Source organism: Allobosea sp. 05T439, assembly GCF_056396005.1.
Window position 1 is genome coordinate 34,046 of the sequence record NZ_JBFTKP010000041.1, and the last position, 20,319, is coordinate 54,364.

The 20,319-nt window shown below is 63.9% G+C and carries 19 protein-coding genes, 1 tRNA gene and 1 pseudogene; 9 read left to right on the forward strand and 12 right to left on the reverse strand.

Features of this window, described 5'->3' with window-relative positions:
• The first annotated feature begins 55 nt into the window (after window positions 1-55).
• Entirely contained in the window at window positions 56-850 is a 795-nt protein-coding gene (locus tag AC1DIO_RS29455; protein WP_441508204.1) for a DUF899 domain-containing protein, read from the forward strand.
• Window positions 851-1,013: 163 nt separating this feature from the next.
• Here AC1DIO_RS29455 and AC1DIO_RS29460 read toward each other — a convergent pair whose 3' ends face one another.
• Both AC1DIO_RS29460 and AC1DIO_RS29465 read right to left on the reverse strand, forming a co-directional pair.
• Window positions 1,014-2,033, reverse strand: coding sequence for a PAS domain-containing protein (locus AC1DIO_RS29460; protein WP_476854480.1), 1,020 nt, complete (start codon window positions 2,031-2,033; stop codon window positions 1,014-1,016).
• Between the two features lie 986 nt (window positions 2,034-3,019).
• Window positions 3,020-3,814, reverse strand: a pseudogene (locus tag AC1DIO_RS29465) (S10 family serine carboxypeptidase-like protein); the annotation flags it as partial.
• Between the two features lie 219 nt (window positions 3,815-4,033).
• On the opposite strand from AC1DIO_RS29465, the gene AC1DIO_RS29470 reads away from it, so the two are divergent.
• Together AC1DIO_RS29470 and AC1DIO_RS29475 are read left to right on the forward strand one after the other, a co-directional pair.
• Window positions 4,034-5,014, forward strand: coding sequence for a L,D-transpeptidase family protein (locus AC1DIO_RS29470; RefSeq protein ID WP_441508190.1), 981 nt, complete (start codon window positions 4,034-4,036; stop codon window positions 5,012-5,014).
• Window positions 5,015-5,019: 5 nt separating this feature from the next.
• Window positions 5,020-5,808 (forward strand): extensin-like domain-containing protein, encoded by a 789-nt coding sequence (locus AC1DIO_RS29475; protein WP_476768753.1) that lies wholly within the window; start codon window positions 5,020-5,022, stop codon window positions 5,806-5,808.
• 86 nt (window positions 5,809-5,894) lie between these two features.
• Here AC1DIO_RS29475 and AC1DIO_RS29480 read toward each other — a convergent pair whose 3' ends face one another.
• The 5 genes from AC1DIO_RS29480 to AC1DIO_RS29500 all read right to left on the reverse strand — a co-directional run bounded on the left by AC1DIO_RS29480 (window position 5,895) and on the right by AC1DIO_RS29500 (window position 11,611).
• A complete protein-coding gene (locus AC1DIO_RS29480) occupies window positions 5,895-7,175 on the reverse strand; it encodes a DUF763 domain-containing protein (protein WP_441492405.1) in 1,281 nt (426 codons plus the stop codon).
• A 147-nt stretch (window positions 7,176-7,322) separates the two neighbouring features.
• Window positions 7,323-8,243, reverse strand: a complete 921-nt coding sequence (locus AC1DIO_RS29485) for a serine hydrolase (protein ID WP_441508192.1) — start codon at window positions 8,241-8,243, stop codon at window positions 7,323-7,325.
• Window positions 8,244-8,283: 40 nt separating this feature from the next.
• On the reverse strand, window positions 8,284-9,099 hold the full coding sequence (locus tag AC1DIO_RS29490) for an ABC transporter permease (RefSeq protein ID WP_476854481.1): 816 nt from the start codon (window positions 9,097-9,099) through the stop codon (window positions 8,284-8,286).
• 3 nt (window positions 9,100-9,102) lie between these two features.
• Complete coding sequence (locus AC1DIO_RS29495) at window positions 9,103-10,038, reverse strand: ABC transporter permease (RefSeq protein ID WP_441492408.1); 936 nt, start codon at window positions 10,036-10,038, stop codon at window positions 9,103-9,105.
• Between the two features lie 46 nt (window positions 10,039-10,084).
• Window positions 10,085-11,611 (reverse strand): ABC transporter substrate-binding protein, encoded by a 1,527-nt coding sequence (locus AC1DIO_RS29500; RefSeq protein ID WP_441508194.1) that lies wholly within the window; start codon window positions 11,609-11,611, stop codon window positions 10,085-10,087.
• 118 nt (window positions 11,612-11,729) lie between these two features.
• Between AC1DIO_RS29500 and AC1DIO_RS29505 the strand changes: the two genes are divergently transcribed.
• A complete protein-coding gene (locus tag AC1DIO_RS29505; RefSeq protein WP_441492410.1) occupies window positions 11,730-12,605 on the forward strand; it encodes a LysR family transcriptional regulator in 876 nt (291 codons plus the stop codon).
• Entirely contained in the window at window positions 12,602-13,477 is an 876-nt protein-coding gene (locus AC1DIO_RS29510) for a LysR family transcriptional regulator (protein WP_441508195.1), read from the forward strand. The genes AC1DIO_RS29505 and AC1DIO_RS29510 overlap by 4 nt, the downstream gene beginning before the upstream one ends.
• Before the next feature lie 19 nt (window positions 13,478-13,496).
• Here the strand turns inward: AC1DIO_RS29510 and AC1DIO_RS29515 are convergent, their stop codons facing one another.
• The 4 genes from AC1DIO_RS29515 to AC1DIO_RS29530 all read right to left on the reverse strand — a co-directional run bounded on the left by AC1DIO_RS29515 (window position 13,497) and on the right by AC1DIO_RS29530 (window position 17,807).
• Window positions 13,497-14,471: a ketopantoate reductase family protein gene (locus AC1DIO_RS29515; RefSeq protein ID WP_441508196.1), complete on the reverse strand. Its 975-nt coding sequence runs from the start codon at window positions 14,469-14,471 to the stop codon at window positions 13,497-13,499.
• Window positions 14,472-14,542: 71 nt separating this feature from the next.
• Window positions 14,543-16,543: an AI-2E family transporter gene (locus tag AC1DIO_RS29520; protein ID WP_441508197.1), complete on the reverse strand. Its 2,001-nt coding sequence runs from the start codon at window positions 16,541-16,543 to the stop codon at window positions 14,543-14,545.
• Between the two features lie 216 nt (window positions 16,544-16,759).
• Complete coding sequence (locus AC1DIO_RS29525) at window positions 16,760-17,323, reverse strand: transglycosylase SLT domain-containing protein (RefSeq protein WP_441508198.1); 564 nt, start codon at window positions 17,321-17,323, stop codon at window positions 16,760-16,762.
• Window positions 17,324-17,731: 408 nt separating this feature from the next.
• Window positions 17,732-17,807 (reverse strand) — tRNA-Ala (locus AC1DIO_RS29530).
• A 118-nt stretch (window positions 17,808-17,925) separates the two neighbouring features.
• Between AC1DIO_RS29530 and AC1DIO_RS29535 the strand changes: the two genes are divergently transcribed.
• The 4 genes from AC1DIO_RS29535 to AC1DIO_RS29550 all read left to right on the forward strand — a co-directional run bounded on the left by AC1DIO_RS29535 (window position 17,926) and on the right by AC1DIO_RS29550 (window position 20,058).
• Entirely contained in the window at window positions 17,926-18,216 is a 291-nt protein-coding gene (locus AC1DIO_RS29535; protein WP_441492532.1) for a YggT family protein, read from the forward strand.
• Between the two features lies 1 nt (window position 18,217).
• Window positions 18,218-18,535, forward strand: a complete 318-nt coding sequence (locus AC1DIO_RS29540) for a DUF167 family protein (protein ID WP_441508199.1) — start codon at window positions 18,218-18,220, stop codon at window positions 18,533-18,535.
• A 71-nt stretch (window positions 18,536-18,606) separates the two neighbouring features.
• Complete coding sequence (locus AC1DIO_RS29545) at window positions 18,607-19,305, forward strand: carbonic anhydrase (RefSeq protein ID WP_441508200.1); 699 nt, start codon at window positions 18,607-18,609, stop codon at window positions 19,303-19,305.
• Window positions 19,306-19,395: 90 nt separating this feature from the next.
• Window positions 19,396-20,058, forward strand: a complete 663-nt coding sequence (locus tag AC1DIO_RS29550; protein WP_441508201.1) for a cold-shock protein — start codon at window positions 19,396-19,398, stop codon at window positions 20,056-20,058.
• 71 nt (window positions 20,059-20,129) lie between these two features.
• On the opposite strand, the gene AC1DIO_RS29555 is transcribed toward AC1DIO_RS29550, so the two are convergent.
• Window positions 20,130-20,285, reverse strand: a complete 156-nt coding sequence (locus AC1DIO_RS29555; RefSeq protein WP_476854482.1) for a hypothetical protein — start codon at window positions 20,283-20,285, stop codon at window positions 20,130-20,132.
• Between the last annotated feature and the right edge of the window lie 34 nt (window positions 20,286-20,319).

Here is a 20,319-nt window from a genome sequence, read left to right on the forward strand (position 1 = left end):
CGTGTTGCGTCCTGAAGGTGCGGGAGATCGCCTAAACCAGGAGGTTTCAGAGGCCATGACACAATCAGCCGAGAGCGGACGGAAAGGCGGACAATCGGTCATGCGGACACCAGCGGTCGTACCGTCGCTGGCATGGGAGGAAGCCCGCAAGCAACTGCTCGTGAAGGAAAAAGCCCAGACCCTGGCCCGTGACGCCCTGGCCGCCGAGCGGCGGCGCATGCCGTGGACGGCCGTGACGAGTGCGTATGCGTTCGAGGGGCCTGCGGGCAAAGCCAGCCTGCTCGACCTGTTCGACGGTCGGCGGCAGTTGATCGTCTACCGCGCCTTCTTCGAGCCGGGCGTTTTTGGCTGGCCGGACCATGCCTGCCGGGGCTGCTCCATGGTGGCCGACCAGGTTGCGCATCTCGCCCACCTGAACGCCCGCGACACCACCCTCGTCTTCGTCTCGCGTGCGCCGCAGGCGGATATCGTACGGCTCAAGGAGCGGATGGGCTGGACAATGCCCTGGTTCACCCTCACGGACGGTTTCGATGCCGATTTCGGCGTGGACGAATGGCACGGCACGAACGTGTTCTACCGTGACGGTGATCGGGTGTTTCGCACCTATTTCATCAATAACCGCGGCGACGAGCAGATGGGGAACACCTGGAACTATCTCGACATCACGCCGCTGGGCCGGCAGGAGGTCTGGGAGGACTCTCCCGCAGGCTATCCGCAGACGCCAACCTATAAGTGGTGGAACTGGCACGACAGCTACGTTGCCGACGCGGCGCCCGACAAAAAATGGGTCGAGGTGTCGGATGCCGGAGAGGCTGCCTTCCGGGACCGAAAGGCAGATCCAACGGCGTGAGCCGTGCCTCACGCCGTTTCCGAGTTCTGCCGGGAGAATTTTACGCCTGCGCTGCCATTGAGCGTTCAGGCGCCTGAAACGGTGTCCTGAATGTTGCAACGCGGTTCTGGCCGACGCGAGCCCTGCGGGTCTGGCCGGTCATGACATGGAGGTCGATGGCGCATCAGCGACGCAGATCGGCGAGGTCCGCCTCGATCACTGCGACCAAACCGGTGGGCAGCCAAAGGTACTGCATCTTGGCGCCAAGCTGAGATTGCGCCGCCCTATCGACGAGAACGCTGCCGAAGCCCGGCTGTCCGGAAGGCGTGACCACGTCGGGGCCGCCGATCTCTTGCCAGGTTATGAAAAGCTGCTCCTGCCGAACCTCGGTGGAAACCGACACGGACCCGCTTTCGCTGGACAGCGCACCATACTTGACCGCATTGGTCGCCAGCTCATGAAAGATCAGCGCCAGCGCGGTCGCTGCACTCGGGCCGACCGCAGCATCCTCTCCTTGAATGGTCACGCGATCTGCGTGGCCCTCGCGATAAGGGTCGAGCAGGCGTGACAGCAGCAGCGTCAATCCTCCGTCGCCGATCTMCTTGTCGACGACGAAGGCATGGGCGCGATGCAGGGCCTGGAACCGGCTCTGCAGTTTCTCGGCGAAGCCCTTGCTCGCCGGCTCGAAGCGGGCCGCCATCCGCACCAGACTGTTCACAACGGTGAAGATGTTGGCGATTCGATGCGAAAGCTCGCGGGCGATCAGCTCACGCTGCTCTTCGGCGCGGCGCCTTGCTGTAATGTCGATATGGGCCCCGACGAGGCGAACCGCGCCGCCATGCTCGTCTCTGGTGATTTCGGCCTTAGCGAGGATCCAGCGCGTCTGGCCGTCACTTGGCCTGATGATGCGATACTCGACTTCGTACTCGGTGGCAGGGCTTTTAACGGTGGCGAGGAAATGGCCCACGACACGCGCGCGGTCATCGGGATGAATCCGGGCAACCCAGGCCTCGTGGCTTTCATGGATCGCGTCCGGCGGTAATCCGTGGACGGCCAAATACTCTGGCGAGCGGACATTCTTGAATTCACCGTGGCGCAGGTCGACCTCCAGGCCGCCGATCTGACCGATGCGTTGGATGCGTGCGAGCTCGGCTTCGCGGGCGCGAAGTTTGCTCTCGGCCGATTCACCTAGGTTGTTCAACATCTTGTCCCGGCTCAATCGGCGCAGGATCCTATATGTCGCCGTGCTTGACCACCCGCAATGTCATTGGACATGGCGTGGCAGCTTTCGCTGTGATCAGTTGGGAAAGCGGGGCTTCAGCGCGAGGGCCCGGCTCCTCCTCACAATCCCTGGCGGGCCTCGATCATGGTGCGAGCCGCCTCGCGCAAATTCGCGCGCGAGGCGTCACGCGAATAGAACATGTGCCCGCCGGGAAGGACCTGCAGCTTGACGCGGGCAGGATCGCCCAAGGCAGGCAGTTGATCGAGAAGCAGCTTGGTCTCGAAATAGGGCGTGACGAGATCGGTGAATCCGTGTGCGACGATGACCTCGAGGCGGGGATCGAGCGCGAGCACATTGCGGAGCTCGCGGATGGATTCGCGGTCGCCGCGACCCTGGCCATAACTCCAGCGGCGGTTGACCTCTTCGTTCAAAAGAAAGTAGCGCCCTTCGGGCCGCCAATTCAGATCGCTCGCATAATGACTGAGCATTGCGCTCGTCAGGGGGGCCGTGATCGCGCCCAGCACGGCGTCCGGCGCCCGGCCGCGCGCGGCTTCGGGATCGGGGTCGAGGGCCGCGACGTTTCCATCATAAGGACTGCCGACAAGCCCCTTGTTGCGGTCCAGCTCGCGCAGAAAGGTGGTTGCATCGACCTTGCCGCCCATGCGCTCCACGAGAGCTCGGTCGAGCCCTGTCAGCGCTGAGACCCTGTCGGCCAGTCGTTTGGTCGCGTCGCTGTCGCGTGGCCCCTTCAGGAGATCGGCGAGATAGTCGCCGGCAGCATAGTTTTCGGCCTCTGCGAGCGTCTGGTKGGAGAGTTTGCCTTCGCGCTCCAGCTTCACCGCGGCCATCGCCGGGAGCGACACCACCCAGCGAAGCGGCGAGCTGCCGGCGTCGCGCTGGTAGGTGAAGTCGAGTACCGGGGAGAGCATCACGATGCCGGAGACGCCGACACCGTCGCCGGTCTGCAACTCGCTGGCGATCTTGGGGGCGCGGAACCCGCCATAGCTCTCGCCGACGAGGAATTTCGGCGAAGCGAGGCGGTCGGTCAGCCGCAGCCAGTTGGTGACGAAGCGTGAGAGCGACTTGTAGTCTCCCTCGACCGACCAGAGCAGCCCGCGTGCCTCATCGGTGCCGGCGGCGAAACGGCTGAATCCCGTGCCCACCGGGTCGATGAAGACGAGATCGGTGAAGTCGAGCCAGGTATCGGCATTGTCGACGACGAGGGGCGGCATGGACGGGGCGTCGCCCTGCCGGCCGAAAGGCAGCCGCTTCGGCCCCATCAGGCCGAGATTGAGATAGGCAGAGGCGGCACCAGGTCCGCCGTTGAAGGCAAATGTGACCGGGCGCGACGAGGCGGGGACGCCCTGACCACGGTCGAGCACATAGGCGATATAGGCGATTTCGGCGAGCTTGCGGCCGGACTGATCACTGACCGGCAGCGCGCCGGCCGTGGCCGTATAGCGCAGCGTACGGCCGGGCAGGGTCAATTCGTGACGCGTGACGGAAGGCGGCGGCAGGGCTACGCCCTGGCCGGTGACAGGGCGAGACTCCTGCCGATTTGCCTGCGCATCTGCTGGGCCCTGATCCCGCCGCGCCGGCGCAGTCTCCTGCGCTCGCGCCTGGTCCAGGAAAGCCAGAGGCGCTGAAATGGACAGCCCGGCAACGGCAAGTGCGAAAAGCGCGCGAAATCTCATGGCATGTCCCGATGACGATCCCCAAGAACTTAAGCTGATCCAATGCGGAACATGCCAAACATCTCGCATCACGAAGCCGTTAGGTTCCCTGGGCGAGGTCGCTTCGGTAGCGCATCTGCGTGATGGTTGTCGGAGGTCTAATGGCTGTTGGATTGCCGACCATGCCGGCGTCCCAAGGGCGACTTGGCCACGCTGACTGGCTGAGCCGAACTGGTGCCCTGTCAAGATCTCGGGAACATGTTGGCGCTTCCGCCGTATAGGGTTTGACCTTATCGGAACCCCCGATCGATGAAGCTCACCGATCTGCACGTAATGGTCCTTATGGTGCTCGTACTCGGTGCGGCCCCTGTGTCGGCCTTGACGCCCGATCAGATCAACACGGCGACATTCGCGCGACCGATCCGTCAGGCGGCGAACGGGCCCGATCCCTTCATCGTGAAGGCTCAGGCCCTGCTCAGCCGGCGCAGCATCTCGCCCGGCGTGATCGATGGCGTCGATGGCGAGAACTTTCGCAAGGCGGTCGCGCAGTTCCGGCGCCAGGAGAACCTAGGCGAAAGCGACGAGCTGGACGAGGTCGCGTGGCTCGGTCTCGGCGGCGATACCGATCAGGATGTCGTGGTCGAATACAAGCTGTCCGAAAAGGACACGGAATACAAACTCGCCGACGCCATTCCCCGGGACTACGCCAAGCAGGCCAGGATGAAGCGGCTCTCCTACACGAGCCCGCAGGAGATGCTCAGCGAGCGCTTTCACATGAGCGAAGGGCTATTGATGGCGCTTAATCCCGAGCAGCGCTTCACCAGCGCTGGCCGCGGAATTTACGTCATCTCTTCCGAACGCTCTCTCCAGAAGGGCGCTGCCAAACGGGTCGATGTCGTTAAGAGTACGGGCATGGTCGTCGCTTATGGCGATGGGGACACCATCCTTTCCAGCTATCCGGCAACAATCGGAAGCACTGACACGCCCTCTTTGAGCGGGCAGTACAGGGTCACGCGCATCGCGAGGAACCCGAGATACACCTACAATCCCGAGAAAAACTTCCGGCAGGGCAAGAACGATGAAACCCTCGTCCTTCCGCCCGGACCCAATGGACCGGTTGGAACCGTCTGGATCGCTTTGTCGGAACCGACATACGGCATACACGGCACGCCGGAACCCTCGCGGGTCAGCAAGACGACGTCGCATGGATGCGTGAGATTGACGAACTGGGATGCGGAGGAGCTGGCCGACCTCGTGCGCCCGGGTGTGCCGGTGCGATTCCTGGATTGAGGGCGGTGTCAGGTCGCCAGAGACGGCGAGTTCTCGCAGGGATCGCGCTAGCCATTTCTCTGTTCATGTTCGGCTTCGGGGCGCTGGCGCGCGACAGCCAGGCAAAAGTGCAAGGCGTTTCGCAATCGGATCCAGCACGCGTGCTCGCGCCGCTGCCTCCGCCGCGGCCGAGCAGATTGGCCCCGCAGGCTGACTCCACTGCAAACGGGAATTTGTTGGAACAGCGTGTTCCGGCAGTTCCATCGACCTGTATCAGGGCCTTCGAGGAGAGCGGGGGTTTCGTATTGCCCTCGCAGAACGGCGCAAGCACGGGGGAATGTGCGATCGAGGATCCGGTGACGTTCCAGCGCTTGACCATGCCCGACGGTTCCAGGATCGAGTTGGACAGCGCGATCACCGTGCGGTGCTCTCTTGCGCTCGAGGTTCTCGCCTGGATCCGCGACGATCTCGCTGCGCTGGCGAGGCAGGAGAACGCCCGGCTTGCGAAGCTGACAGGGGTCGGCGGATATGCCTGCCGGTCACGAAACGCCGATACAGGTGCGCCGATCAGTGAGCATGCGAGCGGCAACGCTCTCGATGTCGGCGGGTTGCTGATGCAGGATGGCCGCGCCGTGGCATTCGCGGGTCAGGAGCCTCTGTCCCGCTCAATGCGCGACGCGGTGCAGAAGAGCGTCTGCCAACGGTTCGCCACCGTGCTCGGCCCGGGAGCCGACAGTTCCCACAAGGACCATCTTCATCTCGACATGCGCCAGCGCTCGCGAGGGTTTCGCATTTGCCAGTGGACGGTCGAATGAAGAGCAGTCCTGTTCTCCCCCCAGTCAGCATGCCAGACGCCGTCGGCGGAATGCCGATGGCGACGCGCTGGCGCCATGGCTGACGGTCAAGCCGGGTTCGCCTTCGCAGGCGGCGCGGGTGCCGCTTCACCGTCCGACCGCTCCCAGCCGAAGACGCTCCGGCCACCATACTCGGCGGAGCGCAGTCTCTCCTCCGTGACATACTCATCCAACGTCGGACCGGAGACGACGCGCTCCAGGCGCCGGCTTTCCCGGTCCAGACGTGCGATGGCAGCGAGCCTGTCGTCCTGACCGAGTTTCGCCCGATCGATGGCGGATTTCAGCACCGCGATCGTCTGGTCGTAGACCTTGGTGGGCACGGCGAACGGCTGTCTGTCCTTGCCGCCATGGGCGAGAGAGAAGCGCGCAGGATCGGCGAACCGGCACGGCGCGCCATGGATCACTTCCGCGACCATCGCAAGCGAACGGACCGTGCGGGCGCCGACGCCGGGCACGAGCAGCAATTCCGAGAAATCGGCGGGGGCGCTGTCGGCGGCTGCGGCGAGCGCACCATGGAGCCGTCGCGCAATCACGTCCTTGGGCCTGACCTCGTGATGTGCCGGCATGACGAGATGAGGTAGGGAAAGCTGCGCCGGCGACAGGACCGGCGGCGCCCGGTCGCGCTCCAGCGCCGCAAATTCCCTCACGATCCCCGACGGTCCGATGTCGCGCAGCAGATCGATCTGGCCGTTGCGGGAGAGGGCGGCGCGCCTGTCGGTCAGATTGATGATGCTGCCCTGGTTCTTGCCATCGATGGCGGCATGTGGCGCCTCGACGAAACTGCCCAGCCCTTCAGACTGCCAGTGATAGCGCCGGGCGAGGCCGCCATCGCCATTCATGCCCTGCTGCACCACGACCCAATGGCCGTCATTCCCGACGAAGAAGCCATGGAGATAGAGGTCGAAGCCGTCCTGCACGGCGGCACTGTCGACCTTGGCGACCAGCCGGCTCGCGGTGGCGAGCGCCTGTCCGTCGAACCCGACCCTCGCTCCAATCTGTTCGAGCTCGGCCGGTGTCTCGCGCGAATGGCGGCCCCGCCCGCCACAGACATGCAGGCCCAGCTCGCCCGACAGCGGAGCCAGCCCACGCTTGAGCGCGCCTATCACGCTGGTGGTGATACCCGACGAGTGCCAGTCCATTCCCATCACCGCCCCGAAGGACTGGAACCAGAATGGATGCGCCAACCGCCGCAGCAACTCGTCGCGGCCATAATGATGGATGATCGCCGCGCAGATGACCGCGCCGAGCTGCGTCATGCGCCGACCGAGCCAGGCGGGCACGCGGCCATGGTGGAGCGGAAGGTCGGCGCTGCCGGATCGCCGGGTCATGGCGAAGTCTCGCGAACGAAAGAGGAACGCCTGATATAGCCCGGCCTGTCCCCGCTTTCTACAGAAATTGATCCTCGTCGAGGCGGCTGGTCCTGTCGCTCCGTTGCGCCCGACCGCCGGTCGTCGCCGTGCACATCAAGATTCCGTTCAAATCCCGGCTATCTCGGCTGCAACCAACTTACCAATCCCCGGCAGGAAGCCGTCATCCTCTCCGATCGCTTCGCCCTGGGTGAAGACGGTCAGGATGAAGTCCTCGCCGCCAGGCAGGATGGCGCGCATCGTGTCGTGGCGGCGAAATTCGGCGCGTGCATCGCCCAGCCAGCGGGTCCGTCCGGCCTTGGACCAGATCCGCGAACCGTCCGGCAGGCCGCCGCCGAGATATCCGAGCAGTTGATAGGCGCCGCGGGCCCGGTCGGGACTTTCCTGGTCGCGAATGAGGTGGTCGCGCACCCGCTTCAGGCGAGCTTCCGGCAACAACGAGGAGCCATAAAAGATCTCTGACATCAGACGCGCCATTGCGATCGGCGTCAGGCGGTTGTGGCCGATGGGAGAGAGATCGAGCCCGATTTTCTCGCGGCCGTAGCGCAAATCATCCATCAGCTTCTGGTCGAGATTGATGCCGACCAACTCGGACCAGCCCAAGCCGGCGAAGAAGCGGTTGATCTCCCGGCGGCGCTCGCACCAGTCGGCCAGGGCCTCCCCCTGCAGCAATGTGTCGCCGGTCGTGCCGGTGAGCAGGTCGATGATGTAGTTCGTTGCCGAATTGGACGACCAGAGGATCATGTCGCGCATCGCGCGGTCGAGTTCCTCATGCTCGGTCAACCGTCCCTCCGTGAGGGCCGCCTGCGCCGCGACGAGGTGAAAGACCTTGACCAAAGAGCATGGGTAGCTCCGCCAGTCGGCATGGCGGGCAGCTCCAACCGGTTTCTCACCAGCAGGCTGAGGGCGCAGCAGGACATAGGCGAACTGGTCCAGCGGGACACCACGTCCGGAATAGATCGAAGACGCATGGGCCTCGATGGCGCGGCCGATCCGCTGCAGTTCTGTATCGTCGCGAAAGAAGCTCATGATGTCCTCATGGCGCAGGCATCGGCCGCGCAGGAAAAGGTCAGCCCTTCGGGCGCAAGGCGGTGTCGACCCCCTCGCCGATCAGGGCGAAGGTCACACCGGTATAGATGATGGCGAGACCCGGGCAGGTCGCGATCCACCAGGCGTCGAACAGGAACTCGCGGCCGTCCGAGATCATCAGCCCCCATTCCGGTGTCGGCGGCTGGATGCCGAGGCCGAGGAAGCTGAGCGAGGTCACGGCCAGGATCGTCAGGACGACATCCGCCATTGCATAGACGATTGCCGGGGTCACGGCGTTGGGCAGGACATGCCTGGCAACGATGTGCCGGTCGGTACCGCCGAAACTGCGCGCTGCCTGCACGAATTCGAGTTCGCGCAGCACCAGCACCTCGCCACGGACAATGCGGGCAAACGAGATCCAGTTCACCAGCAGGAAGGCGAGATAGAGGTTGAATTCCCCGGGACCCAGCACGCCGACGATGGCGATCACCAGGACATGGAAGGGGAAGGCCCAGAAGATGTCGGTGATACGCATGATCACGGTATCGACGCGGCCACCGACATAGCCGGAGAGCGCACCGATCGCCGCGCCCAACATGGCCGGCGCCGCGACACAGATCAGTGCCACCCTCAGATCGACGAGACCGCCCGCCATGACCCGCGAGGCGACATCGCGCCCGAGATCGTCCGTGCCGAACCAGTGGCCGAGTGAGGGCGGCTGCGACGTATTGCCGTAGTCGATGAGGAAGGGATCATGCGGTGTCCAGACTTGCCCCAGCCCGACGAACAGGCTCAGCAGGGCGAGCATCACGAGGCCGATCAGCAGCGTCGGATTGAGGCGGCGCAGTCGCGTCATGGTTCAATCCAGCCTGATGCGCGGGTCGGCCAGCGCGTAGGCGATATCCGTCGCCAGGTTGATCAGGACCACGAGCACGGCAAAGACGATGGTCAGCCCCTGGATCATCGGGTAGTCGCGGGCGAATATCGATTCAACGAAGAGCGAGCCGAGCCCGGGCAGGGCGAAGACCGTTTCGATCACGACCGTGCCACCGATGATCCAGCTCGTATGTGCGCCGAGCACCGAGATCGAGCTGATCAGGGCATTCGGCAGGACGTGCACGCGCATCGTGCGGTTGGTGCCATTACCCTTGGCCCGGGCCGTCGTGACATAATCCGAGCCGAGCACGTTCAGGATGCCGCTGCGCAGGCTGCGGATCGTCAGCGATGCCGTCGCGAGGGCAATCACCAGGGCGGGAAGCGTCAGATGATGCAGCCGCGAAAGAAAGCCGTCCCCGTACCCGGAGGTGGGGAACAGTGGCACCCAGATCGCCAGCATGACGACAAGGACCAGCCCCAGCCAGAATGAGGGGATGGCGAGCAGGATGGTGAAGACGAGTTTGATCAGGACATCCACCGGCTTGTCCCGCTCGACCGCCGAGAGCAGGGCAAGAGGAACGGTGAGGATGACGGCAATGATGGTTGAATAGGCGACGAGCCACAGCGTCGCCGGCAGGCGCTCGAGCACGAGTTCCGAGACCGCGCGGCCGTGCACCACCGAACGGCCGAGGGTCCCTGAACCGATATCGCCGAGGAACAGCCAATATTGCCGCCAGAGCGGCAGATCGAGCCCGAGGCGCTGTTTCAGCAGCGCAACTTCCTCAGGGCCGCCGCGCGCCCCGAGCAAGAGCGTTGCCGGATCCCCCGGCAGCGCGCGCAGCAGGAAGAAGCAGGCCAGCGTGATGCCAAGCAGCACCGGCACCAGCTGGAACAGCCGTTTGAAGATGTAACCGACCATGATGAGCTTCTGAAAGAAGAGGCGGCCCTGCGGGGCCGCCGGCGCTTCACTTCAGCTTGACGTCCTCCAGGCGGAAATTGGAGGTCGGAAGCACTTCGAAGCCTTCGACATTGCTGCGATAGGCGTAGGACGTGCCGGGATAGAACAGGAAGACCGACGGCGCGCCCTCATGCGCGAGCTTGATCATCTCCTTGAACATCCCACCGCGCTCCGGACCATCGGCCGTGACGCGCTCCTTTTCGTAGAGCTCGTTGACCCGCTCGCTCTTCCATTCCGTGTGGTAGGCATTGGCGCGCTCGGGATTGACGATCAGGAAGCCGGCGAGCTGATCGGGATCGATCGTGTCGCTAGACGCGTAGGAAACCGCCATCTCGTAGTCGCCCGCCTTGGTTGTCGACCAATGCGTGCCGCCTTCGACCAGCTTGATCTCGGCCGTCACCCCGACCTGCGCCAGAGCGCTTTGCATCGCCTGTCCGAGCTGGCGGTGCAGCGGACGTCCCGAGTGGATCAACAGCGAGGTCTTGAAGCCGTCCGCATAGCCGGCTTCCTTCAGCAGGGCTTTCGCCTTGGCGACATCGTGGGAATAGGGCTTCAGCGTCGAATCGGCATAGGCCATGGGCGGCATCGGCGAGTTCGCGACCTTGCCGGTTCCATAGAGCAGCGCCTTGACCAGGCCTTCCTTGTCGACGGCATAGTTCAGCGCCTGACGGACACGGACATCGTCGAAGGGCTTCTTCTTCGTGTTCATCATCACGAAGTCGCTGCGCAGGACATCGGCAACAGCAGTCTTGATCGCGCCCGAACGGCTGAGGCTCTGCAACTGGTTGAGCGGGATTTCCAAGGCGACGTCGATCTCACCAGCCTGCAGTTTCAGGACGCGGCTGTTGCCTTCGGGAATGACAAGGAGCTCGGCGCCGTCGAGGTCGGGCTTGCCGGCCTGCCAGTAGGATGCGTTCTTCTTCAGCGAAAGACCCTGGCCCTTATTCCATGCTGCAACCGTAAAGGGGCCCGAGCCGATCGGCTTTTCGAAGAAGCGGTCGGGCGCCGCCTCGAAAGCCCTTTGCGGCAGGATGGCGGAAGAGAACAAGGCCAGGTTGTTCAGAAGCGGCGTGAAGGTCTTCTTGAGCGTGAGGATCACCGTGCGCTGATCCGGCGTCTCGATCGTCTCGATGCCCGAAAAGAAGCGCTTCCAGTTGCTCGCATCGCTGCCGGCCCGCTTCAGTGAGAACGCCACATCTGCGGACGTGACCGGGGTACCGTCGGAGAATTTCGCTTCGCGCAGCTTGAATGTGTAGGTCGTGCCGTCGGCACTGACCTGCCAGCTCTCGGCAAGGCCAGGCTCGAGCTTGGTGGCATCCTTGCTCGGGCGGAGCAGTGTGTCGAAAATCAGCAGTTGCGCGAAGATCGAAGCGTTGTCGCTGGTGGCGATCGGATCGAGCGAGACGAGATCCTGCGTCTGCGCCAGTCTCAACATACCCTTGGCAAGGGCGGGGGAAGCAAGGCCGCCCATCACAGGCGTCATCACGGCGAGCGCAAGCGCGGCAGCCGAAACCATCGAACGAAATCTGGTCATCGCGATCCCCTGTGGTGCCGGTTCTATGCCGACAACGGCCGGCATCCTTTCATGGGCCTCCTAGTCTTGCTAATGAAAGATTTGGCAAGATCTTCAACCAGTTGGAATAGGGTGCGTCATGAAGCTCTCCTCACTGCAGGTCCTCGACGCCTTCGTCCGGCTCGGCGGGACCGGTGAGGCGGCGCAAGGGCTAGAGATGAGCCAGTCCGCCGTGATCAAGGCGTTGAGGCTTGCCGAGTTCGAACTCGGCTTGAACCTCGTCACGACCTTGCAGGGCCGCTTGATGCCGACGCCTGAGGCGCAGGCCCTGACCCAGCGGGCGCAGCCGGCTTTCGCGGCGCTCAGGCGGGCTCGCCATGAGGCCGACATGATGCGGGTCGGCATGGTCGACCGCCTCCGGATCGTGACGGTGCCGGGACTGGCCCACAGCATCCTGCCGCCCGCGATCACGGCAGCCCGACGCGCCATCGGCGATGCGGCACCTGTCGAGATCATGTTCGATCATGTCGCCGCCCATCTGGCGGCGGGAGATGCCGATCTCGCAATCACCTACGGGCCCCTGCCGAACGAAGGGCTGCGGAATATCACGCTGCAGGAAAGTCCGCTTGTCTGCGTGTTTTTTCAGACAGATCCATTGGCTGCGCGAGACGAAATCGGCCTCGAGGACCTCGCGGGGCGTCGACTGATCAGCTATGGGCCGGATGGTTTCAGCAGCGCCGACAGTTTCCAGCAGGCTCTGACCAAAGCGGGCCTTGCACCGCGGATCTCGATCACCGTCCGTCATACCGACTCGGCTTGCCATCTCGTGCGCGAGGGCTGCGGCGTCGCCATCGTTGATGGTTTCGTGATCAGCAGCGGATTGACCGAGGGGCTGGCCGTGCGGCCGCTGCGCGCGAGCCCGGCCGTCATCGCCTATGCGCATCATCGGGAAGGCTCCCACCTGCAGCACTCCGGGCAGGTCCTGCTCGCCTGCTTGATGGAGCGCGCCCCATGAGCGAACTCACGCCGACCCAGGCCGGCATCCTGCTTGCGGTGCATCGCTTGGGCACGACGATTGAGGCCGCACGTGCGTTCAACCTGACGCAATCGGCCATCAGCAAGATCGTGGCGAGGAGTGAAGCAAGCCTTGGTGTGCCGGTCTTCGAGCGGCGCGACGGCAGGTTGGTATTGCGCTCCGAAGCGCGGGAACTGATGGCGAGCCTCGACGCGGTCGAGAGCGAATGGTGCAATCTGCGAGAAACCGTCGCGGATTTGCGTGCCGGGCGCGCCTTGCCACTGCGCATCGCCGCGACGCCCAGCATCGGACAGGGACTGGTTGCAGGGGCCCTGCGCAAGCTGCTGGCGACGCATCCCGACGCACGTGCTGAGCTCATCATGGGCAATCCGGTCGCGGAGCTTTCGAACGGGACGGCCGATATCGGCTTCATGTTCTCGCCGCGCGTGAGCGACGACATTGCTTTGACGCCGCTAGCCGAAGGCTCGATCGTTGCCCTGGTCCGGAAGGATGATCCTCTGGCTGCGCAGGGCAGCGTCGATCTTGCCGAACTCGCGGGGCGCCGGTTGCTCTGCTTCGATCGGGAATCGTCGCCGCTCGGCTGGCTGATCGCCAAGGCGCACGAAGAGGCCGGGCTCGTCTACGCCCCTTTCATGACGGCGCCCTACAGCATCACCGTCGCGCATTTGCTGGCCCGGGATGGCGATGTCTCACTCGTCGACAGCATGCTGTTCGAGGCGCAACGTTTCGATGGCCTCGCCCAACTGCAGATCACGCCGCGCATCCCGATCACGATATGCATGATGACCGCCCGCAGCCGCCCGCTGTCTCACCTGGCAGCGCGCATGGTCGAGATCATCACAGGCGGATAATGTTCTGACCTCGCCCCGATCATTGTCCCCATCGCTGCTGCCAGGCATTGGCCGCCAGGGCGCCAACGCACTCGATCAGCGGCGTTGGCACGCCCGTCCTGCGACCGAGTTCCGCAACAGCGCCGACAATGGCGCCAAGCTCCAGCGGGCGCCCCGCCTCCATGTCCTGCAGCATCGAGGTTTTCACACCGATCAATGTCGGAGGGAGTTCGAGGCGTGCCTCAAGCTCTGGCAGATTCTCGACCCCGAGCGCGGCGGCAACCGCGACACACTCCGCCATGATCGACTTTGCGACGGCCCTGACCGCAGGATCTCCCACGATCTTGTCGACCGTCGCCCCGGTCACGGCCGAAAGCGGATTATAGGCTGCATTGCCGAGCAGCTTTTGCCAGACCTCAGTCCGGATATCTGCGCTCTGCTCGCTATCGACCCCGCCCGCTCTCAACAACGCGACGACGTCTGCCAGCCGGCTGTCATGCGGCTTCAATGGCTCGCCGACAACAAGACGCTTTCTGCCGTTCCAGGCGATGACGTTCGGCGCGGGCCGGTTTGCACCGATATAGACGACGCAGCCGAGAACCTGACCGGCTGGAATGGAGGTCTCGATCGCACCGCTCGCATCGACCGATGCCAGCCTCCGGTCGCCGAACTGCGTTCCCAGACCTTGCAGATACCACCAGGGAATGCCGTTCAGCATCGGCAGAACGATCGTCGATGGCCCGATCAGGGGCCGGATCGAATCGAGACCGCTCGCCCAGTCATGAGCCTTGAACCCGACCAGAACGAGATCCTGGACCCCTGCGGAGGCTGCATCGGCGGCGACCTGCACCGCCACGGTTTCGGTCCCTGAGGGAGACTGGAGCGTCAGGCCCTCCGTTGCGAGCAGAGCAGCGGTCTCAGCGCGCGCAATGATAACGGGCCGCTGACCCGCCTGGGTCATATGCCAGGCAACAACCCCGCCGATCGCTCCTGCTCCAACGATTGCAACGCGCATGGTTCCGCTCACTGATGGACGATCGCCACGACTATAGGGGAGCGTGCTCGGTGCGATAGCGTAGGCCTGTCCTAGCTCGAATGTCCGGCGGACATGGTCGCCAAGTTTCCTGACATTCCGATGTCGGGCACACTCGACTCCTTGGCCATGGAGGTGTCTGTGTTGCGCATCGCGTGCGTCAAGCAGGCATTGCTCATGCCGCGAAGGCTCGTTTCGACCTCGTCGGCGAGGACCGCCGTCTTGAGTTGGGCCGCCGAGCCCGCTGCTGGCGACAAGCTGCCGAGGATGATGATCGTGGATGGCAGCCTGCGGCGCAGGCGCTTGATGGCGTATTTCATATGAGCGGAGCTCGTGCCGTCGAGATAGCACAGGCAGATCAGGGCGGGTTGATCCGCTGCCAGCGCGGCGAGGTTATTCGTCGAGAGCGTGTCTGCAGGCAGTACGCGGGCCGGGAGCCCATGCTTGCTGAGGATCTGCGCCAGCATCAGGGCAGCAGCCTCATCGAGCTCCGATTGGGCGGCGACGCAAACCACCCGGTCTTCACCGCGGAAGGCCTTCCCCAGGTTTTCCGATGCCAGCATCGGCAGGTCGGCTGAACTTTCGACCTCGTCAGTTTCTGCGATTGCTGCTTCTGCCTCGGGGTCGTTGGTCGTTTCTCCGACTGCAGGATTGCGGTCATCATGGTCTGCGAGGTCATCGACGACTTCCCGCACGGTTTCCAGGATCCGTGCCTGTCGTGTCGCATCAAGGACGCCGCGCGCCGCGTCGCTGGCTGCCAGACGCAGACCTTCCAGGGCGACTTCGTCATAGTAGACGGAGAGGGAGCGCTCCTTGAGAACCTCTTCGGCCTTGTCTGCTGCCTCAGCGGGATCCCCGGCGAGCACACGCTGATAGAAGATCTCGGGAGCGGACAGTGCTGGCCGATCTCCCAAGAGGACATCGAGAAACTCAAGCCGCTCGACATGACGGCCCAGGACCACGAGGCAAACCGTCAGCGGGGTCGCAAGGACCAGCCCGATCGGCCCCCACAACCACGTCCAGAACGTGGCCGCAACGACGATCGCGACAGGCGAAAGCCCCGTCGAGCGGCCATAGACCAGCGGTTCGACAACATGACCGGCGAGCGGCTCGGCAACCAGAAACAGCGCGGCTGTCCAGGCCAGCATGGTCCAGCCGGGATCGACGGATGCAGCGATCACCATTGGGAAAATCGCGGAGAGGATGGCGCCGAGATAGGGAATGAAGCGAAGGATCGCCGAGAGAATGCCCCAGAGCAGGGCGCTCGGGACGCCGATCATCCAGAGCCCGGTGCCGATGACGAGACCGAAGCCGGCATTGAGGACAAGCTGGGTCAGGAACAGCCGGCTGAGGCGGCGAGCGGCGTCGTCGAATGCGGCTGTGGTCTTCTGAAGATCATAGGTTCCTGTCAGCCGGATGAACCTGTTCCTCAGATCCTCACGCTGCAGAAGGATAAAAACGACGAAGATCAGGACGATACCCGTCGTCGTGAGCGGATGGATGAGGGGAGTGAGAAAGGCTCGCAGTGTCTCCAGCGCACCTGGCTCTGGCTGGTGAACCTCGACCGGGATCGGCCGCGCGTCCGGGGGGCGGACCGTCGGGTCCAACGGCGAAGCGTCCTTCTTTGGCCTATCGAGCTCCTTGCCCAGATCCTGCAGTACGTCCGCCGCGCGCGAGAGGACACCGCTGCCTGGGCCGGCCCCCCGCAGCGAAGCGATCTTCTCCCGCATCGTGCTCTGATAGACCGGGAGCTCTCCGGCGAGCTGGGTTGCCTGGTTGACCATTGCCACGGTCAAGGCGCCGAGCGCCGCGAAGGCGATGAGAACGACAGTGATGACGGCGAGCGAACGGGGAACCCGAAGTTTCTGGAGCCCTTTGACGAGTGGCGCGAGAACAAAACTGAACAGGATTGCGAGAGCAATCGGAACGAAGACATCGCGCCCGAGATAGAGCGCCGTCACGATCAAAGCGCCAATKGCAACATTGCCAAGGCCACCATCGATCGCCCGAGCGGGCGCCGCCCGAGAGGGGGCGAGAGGCGCGATCGGACGCATGAATTGGTTTTCCTCGGCCACGTTTCATCCACTCAGCAGTAGAAGGTGCGCGCTGTTGGTCACTGGTGGCTGAACGGGAGATCGACCCCGATGTTCCAATAGGTCTACCGATGCACCTGCCTCTCAGTGTCCGAGAACGATCTCAGACGTGCGCAGGCCCGTCCGGGCGCGAGAACGGCGGGTGACGGACGTCCTCAGTCGCATGGCCTAGCTTCGCTAACGAGCCTCGGGAACTCTGTCCGTCGCGTGGCGGGATTTGGCTAGCCGCGTACGGTCCTTGCCGAGACCGGTTGCTTCGAGAAGCCCCTTCCGCTTGGCATCGTAATAGTACCCGTTGCGATAGTAGCGGTCGGCGCGGGTCTGGTCGCGATCGGCAACGAGCCAGGCTCCCCGGAGATATTTGAGCCCATAGGTGAGATTGAGTTCGGGATCGAGCAACCCGGCCGCCGGGCCGGCATAACCCATGGTTCGCGCCGTCGCGTGTTTGATCTGCATCAGGCCGAAATGGCCATTCTTCTGGGCGGTGGGGCGATAGTTGCTTTCGCGCTTGACGATTCGACGGACCCAATCCGCAGGGAGTTCGTAATGCGCGGAATGTCGTTCGATAAGTCGGTCGATTCCCGCGCGGTCCGAGCCCGGTTGCGCGTCAACGGGCTGTTCGCTGGAGTAAGCGAGCGGTTTCGCTGCCTCCGCGGAAGCGTCGTCCGTGGTGGTGCATCCCGCAATCCCGGCAGACAGCAGGATGATACCGGCTGCAACAAGACACCTTTGCCAAGACAATCTGGCCTCCATCAGCTGATAAACCTGCTCGCGGGGACGCCAACAACTCCTGATCCTAGGCTCAACTACCCCAGGCTCCAAAATACGCGGACTTGCGGCAACTCTGCGGCGGTCGATCTGGACACGCGACGGGTGGCTTCCTGCCCAATGACGCTCGATACTTGGTTCGGGGATTTGGGGAGGCCGGTCCAGCTGGAGCGTTCGAAGTTAGCTACGCTCCCCCTGTCATCCCGCCAGCGTCGGCAGGACTGCGGAGCAGATTGATGAAGCAATCGGGCAGTCACCCATTGGCCGGGAAGAGGCAACGAAAAAGCTGGCTGGCGAACCAGGAGCGCCCATGTGCACGCGCCGTGACGGCGGCTGCGTCAGGCCCTTGTTTCTTCTAGCTTTATTCCACCAGGAAAAGCCTGGTGGAGCTGAGGGGATTCGAACCCCTGACCTCTGCAGTGCGATTGCAGCGCTCTCCCATCTGAGCTACAGCCCCAAGGCGCTGGCCTTCTAGGCCTTGCGTCGCGTGAATGTCAATCGCCTGCGCCGGGAGTTTTTCGGCGATGGCGAAATCTTTCCGCGTCACCAGCCTGAAGACGACAAGAGGAATGTCGATGCGTGCCGTTCTCGACGTGGTGATGCTCGCGCTGAACATCTACACTTGGCTCCTCATCATATCAGCGGTTTTGAGTTGGCTGATCGCCTTCAACGTCGTTAATACCCGCAATCAGTTCGTCTCCTCGGTCTGGGATTTCCTCTATCGGGTGACCGAGCCGGTGCTCAGGCCGATCCGGAACATGCTGCCCAATCTCGGCGGTATCGACATCTCGCCGATCATCCTGCTGCTGATCATCTTCTTCATCGAGCGCGTGATCGAGCGCTATCTGTACCCTGCCGTATTCTGAGATGGCCGTTCCCTGGACGGCGACGCCCGGGGGATTGCGGCTGAGCGTCAGGCTGACCCCGCGCGGTGGGCGCGACGGGGTCGACGGCATCGAGGTCCTCGCGGACGGCCGTGCCGTGCTCAAGGCACGGGTGCGGGCCGCGCCCAGCGAGGGGGAGGCCAATGCAGCGCTGATCGCCTTGCTGGCGCGCAGCCTGTCGGTCTCCCGTTCCGCCGTGACATTGGCTGCCGGAAGCACGGCGCGGCTCAAGACTCTGCTGGTTGCGGGGGAAGCCGACCTGCTCGCGGTGCGGCTGGAACAGCTTCTTGCGGCGGGCTAGGGGCTCTTCGCTCCTCCCGCGCTGCACAAATCTCTTGACGAAGGCGGCCAGTTCCTGTCCGAACAAGGGCAATGGACACACCCCAGTCTTTTCCTGAGCGGCTCACGGAAGGCTATCGCGCCTTCCTCGACGAACGTTTCTCGCGCGAGAAGAGCCGCTATGAGGAGCTCGCCGAAAGCGGCCAGACTCCCAAGATCATGCTGATCGGTTGCTGCGACTCGCGTGTCGCGCCCGAAACCATCTTCGATGCGCGCCCCGGCGAAATGTTCGTGGTGCGCAACGTCGCCAATCTGGTTCCGCCATTCTCGCCCGACGATCAGCTGCACGGCACCTCGGCCGCGCTCGAATATGGCGTTCAGGCGCTGAAGGTCGAGCATATCGTCGTGATGGGCCATGGCCGCTGTGGCGGCATCCGCGCCTTTGCCGATGATGCGCAGGGGCCGCTTTCGCCCGGCGATTTCATCGGAAAATGGATCACGCTGATCAATCCGGCAGCACAGCGCAGCGGCGGCCGCGGCCGCAACGAGGACCTGGAAACCTATGTCGAGCGCCTGGCGCTGGCCTCGATCCAGCAATCTCTCGCCAATCTGCGGACGTTTCCCTGCATCAGCATCCTCGAGGGCAAGGGCCGGCTGAAGCTGCACGGTGCCTATTTCGCCGTCGCGACCGGCGTGCTGATGGTGCTCGATGCCGCGACCGGACAGTTCGTTCCGGCCATTGGCGAGATGCCCAAAAAGGTGCAGACTATCCGCTGCAGCGAAGCCGGATGAGGGCGAAAATTTAGCTGCTCCGCCCCCCATGACGGCGGGCGCGGCTTGCGCTAGATTGTCGCTTCCCGGTCACTGATTTTTGAAGCTCGCATGTTCGATCGTCGTAAGCCCTCGGCTCCCGCTCCCTTCGTCACCCACGAAAATATCGAAGCCAAGATCAAGTGGTTCGACCCTGAGAAGGGCTTCGGATTCGCGTCTCCTGCCGACGGATCCGGCGACGTTTTTGTGCATGTCTCGTCCATCGGTCCGCTCGATCCGCAGGATCTGCAGCCGGGTGCGACGATCGTTGCCGATCTCGGCGAAGGCCGCCGCGGTCTTCAGGTCGTGGCCGTGCACGAGATCGACGCCTCGACCGCAACGCCCGCCGCCCCGCGTGGCGAGCGTGCTCCGCGCCCGTTCTCGCCGCGCCCGCCGCGTGACGATTTCGGTGGTGGCGGCTATGGCGGCGGCGGTGGTTATGGTGGCGGTGGTGGTGGCTACGGTGGCGGTGGTTACGACCGCGGCGATCGCGGCGGCTTCGGCGATCGCAACAGCGCCCCGATGGAAGGGCCCTATGACGGTGCCGTCAAGTTCTTCAACTCCGATCGCGGATTCGGCTTCATCGCGCCTGACAATGGCGGACCGGATGTGTTCCTGCATGTCAGTTCGCTGAGCCGCAGCGGCCTGCAGCCGCCGATGGACGGGCAGCGCGTGCGTTTCTCGATCCGCGCCGGCAAGAAGGGCCCGGAAGCTGCGAACGTCAGTTTCATCTGATCGTTGCTTTTGCACCGACCTGATCCAAGGCCCGCCGGTTTGGCGGGCCTTCTCTTTTGGGGCGGTAGGAGTCAAGCAAAAGCGCCCACCGCGGGGTCATAGAGCCCGCCGTCGATCGCCTCCGGCTCGCTCTCGACCTTGCTCTCCCGGATCAGCTTGCCGCCCGCATCCATGACGCAGACGCTGGTGGTGCGAACAGACACATCAAGACCGACGAACAGCTMCATGGCAGGCCTCCTGACCGGTTGGATCGATGGAGCC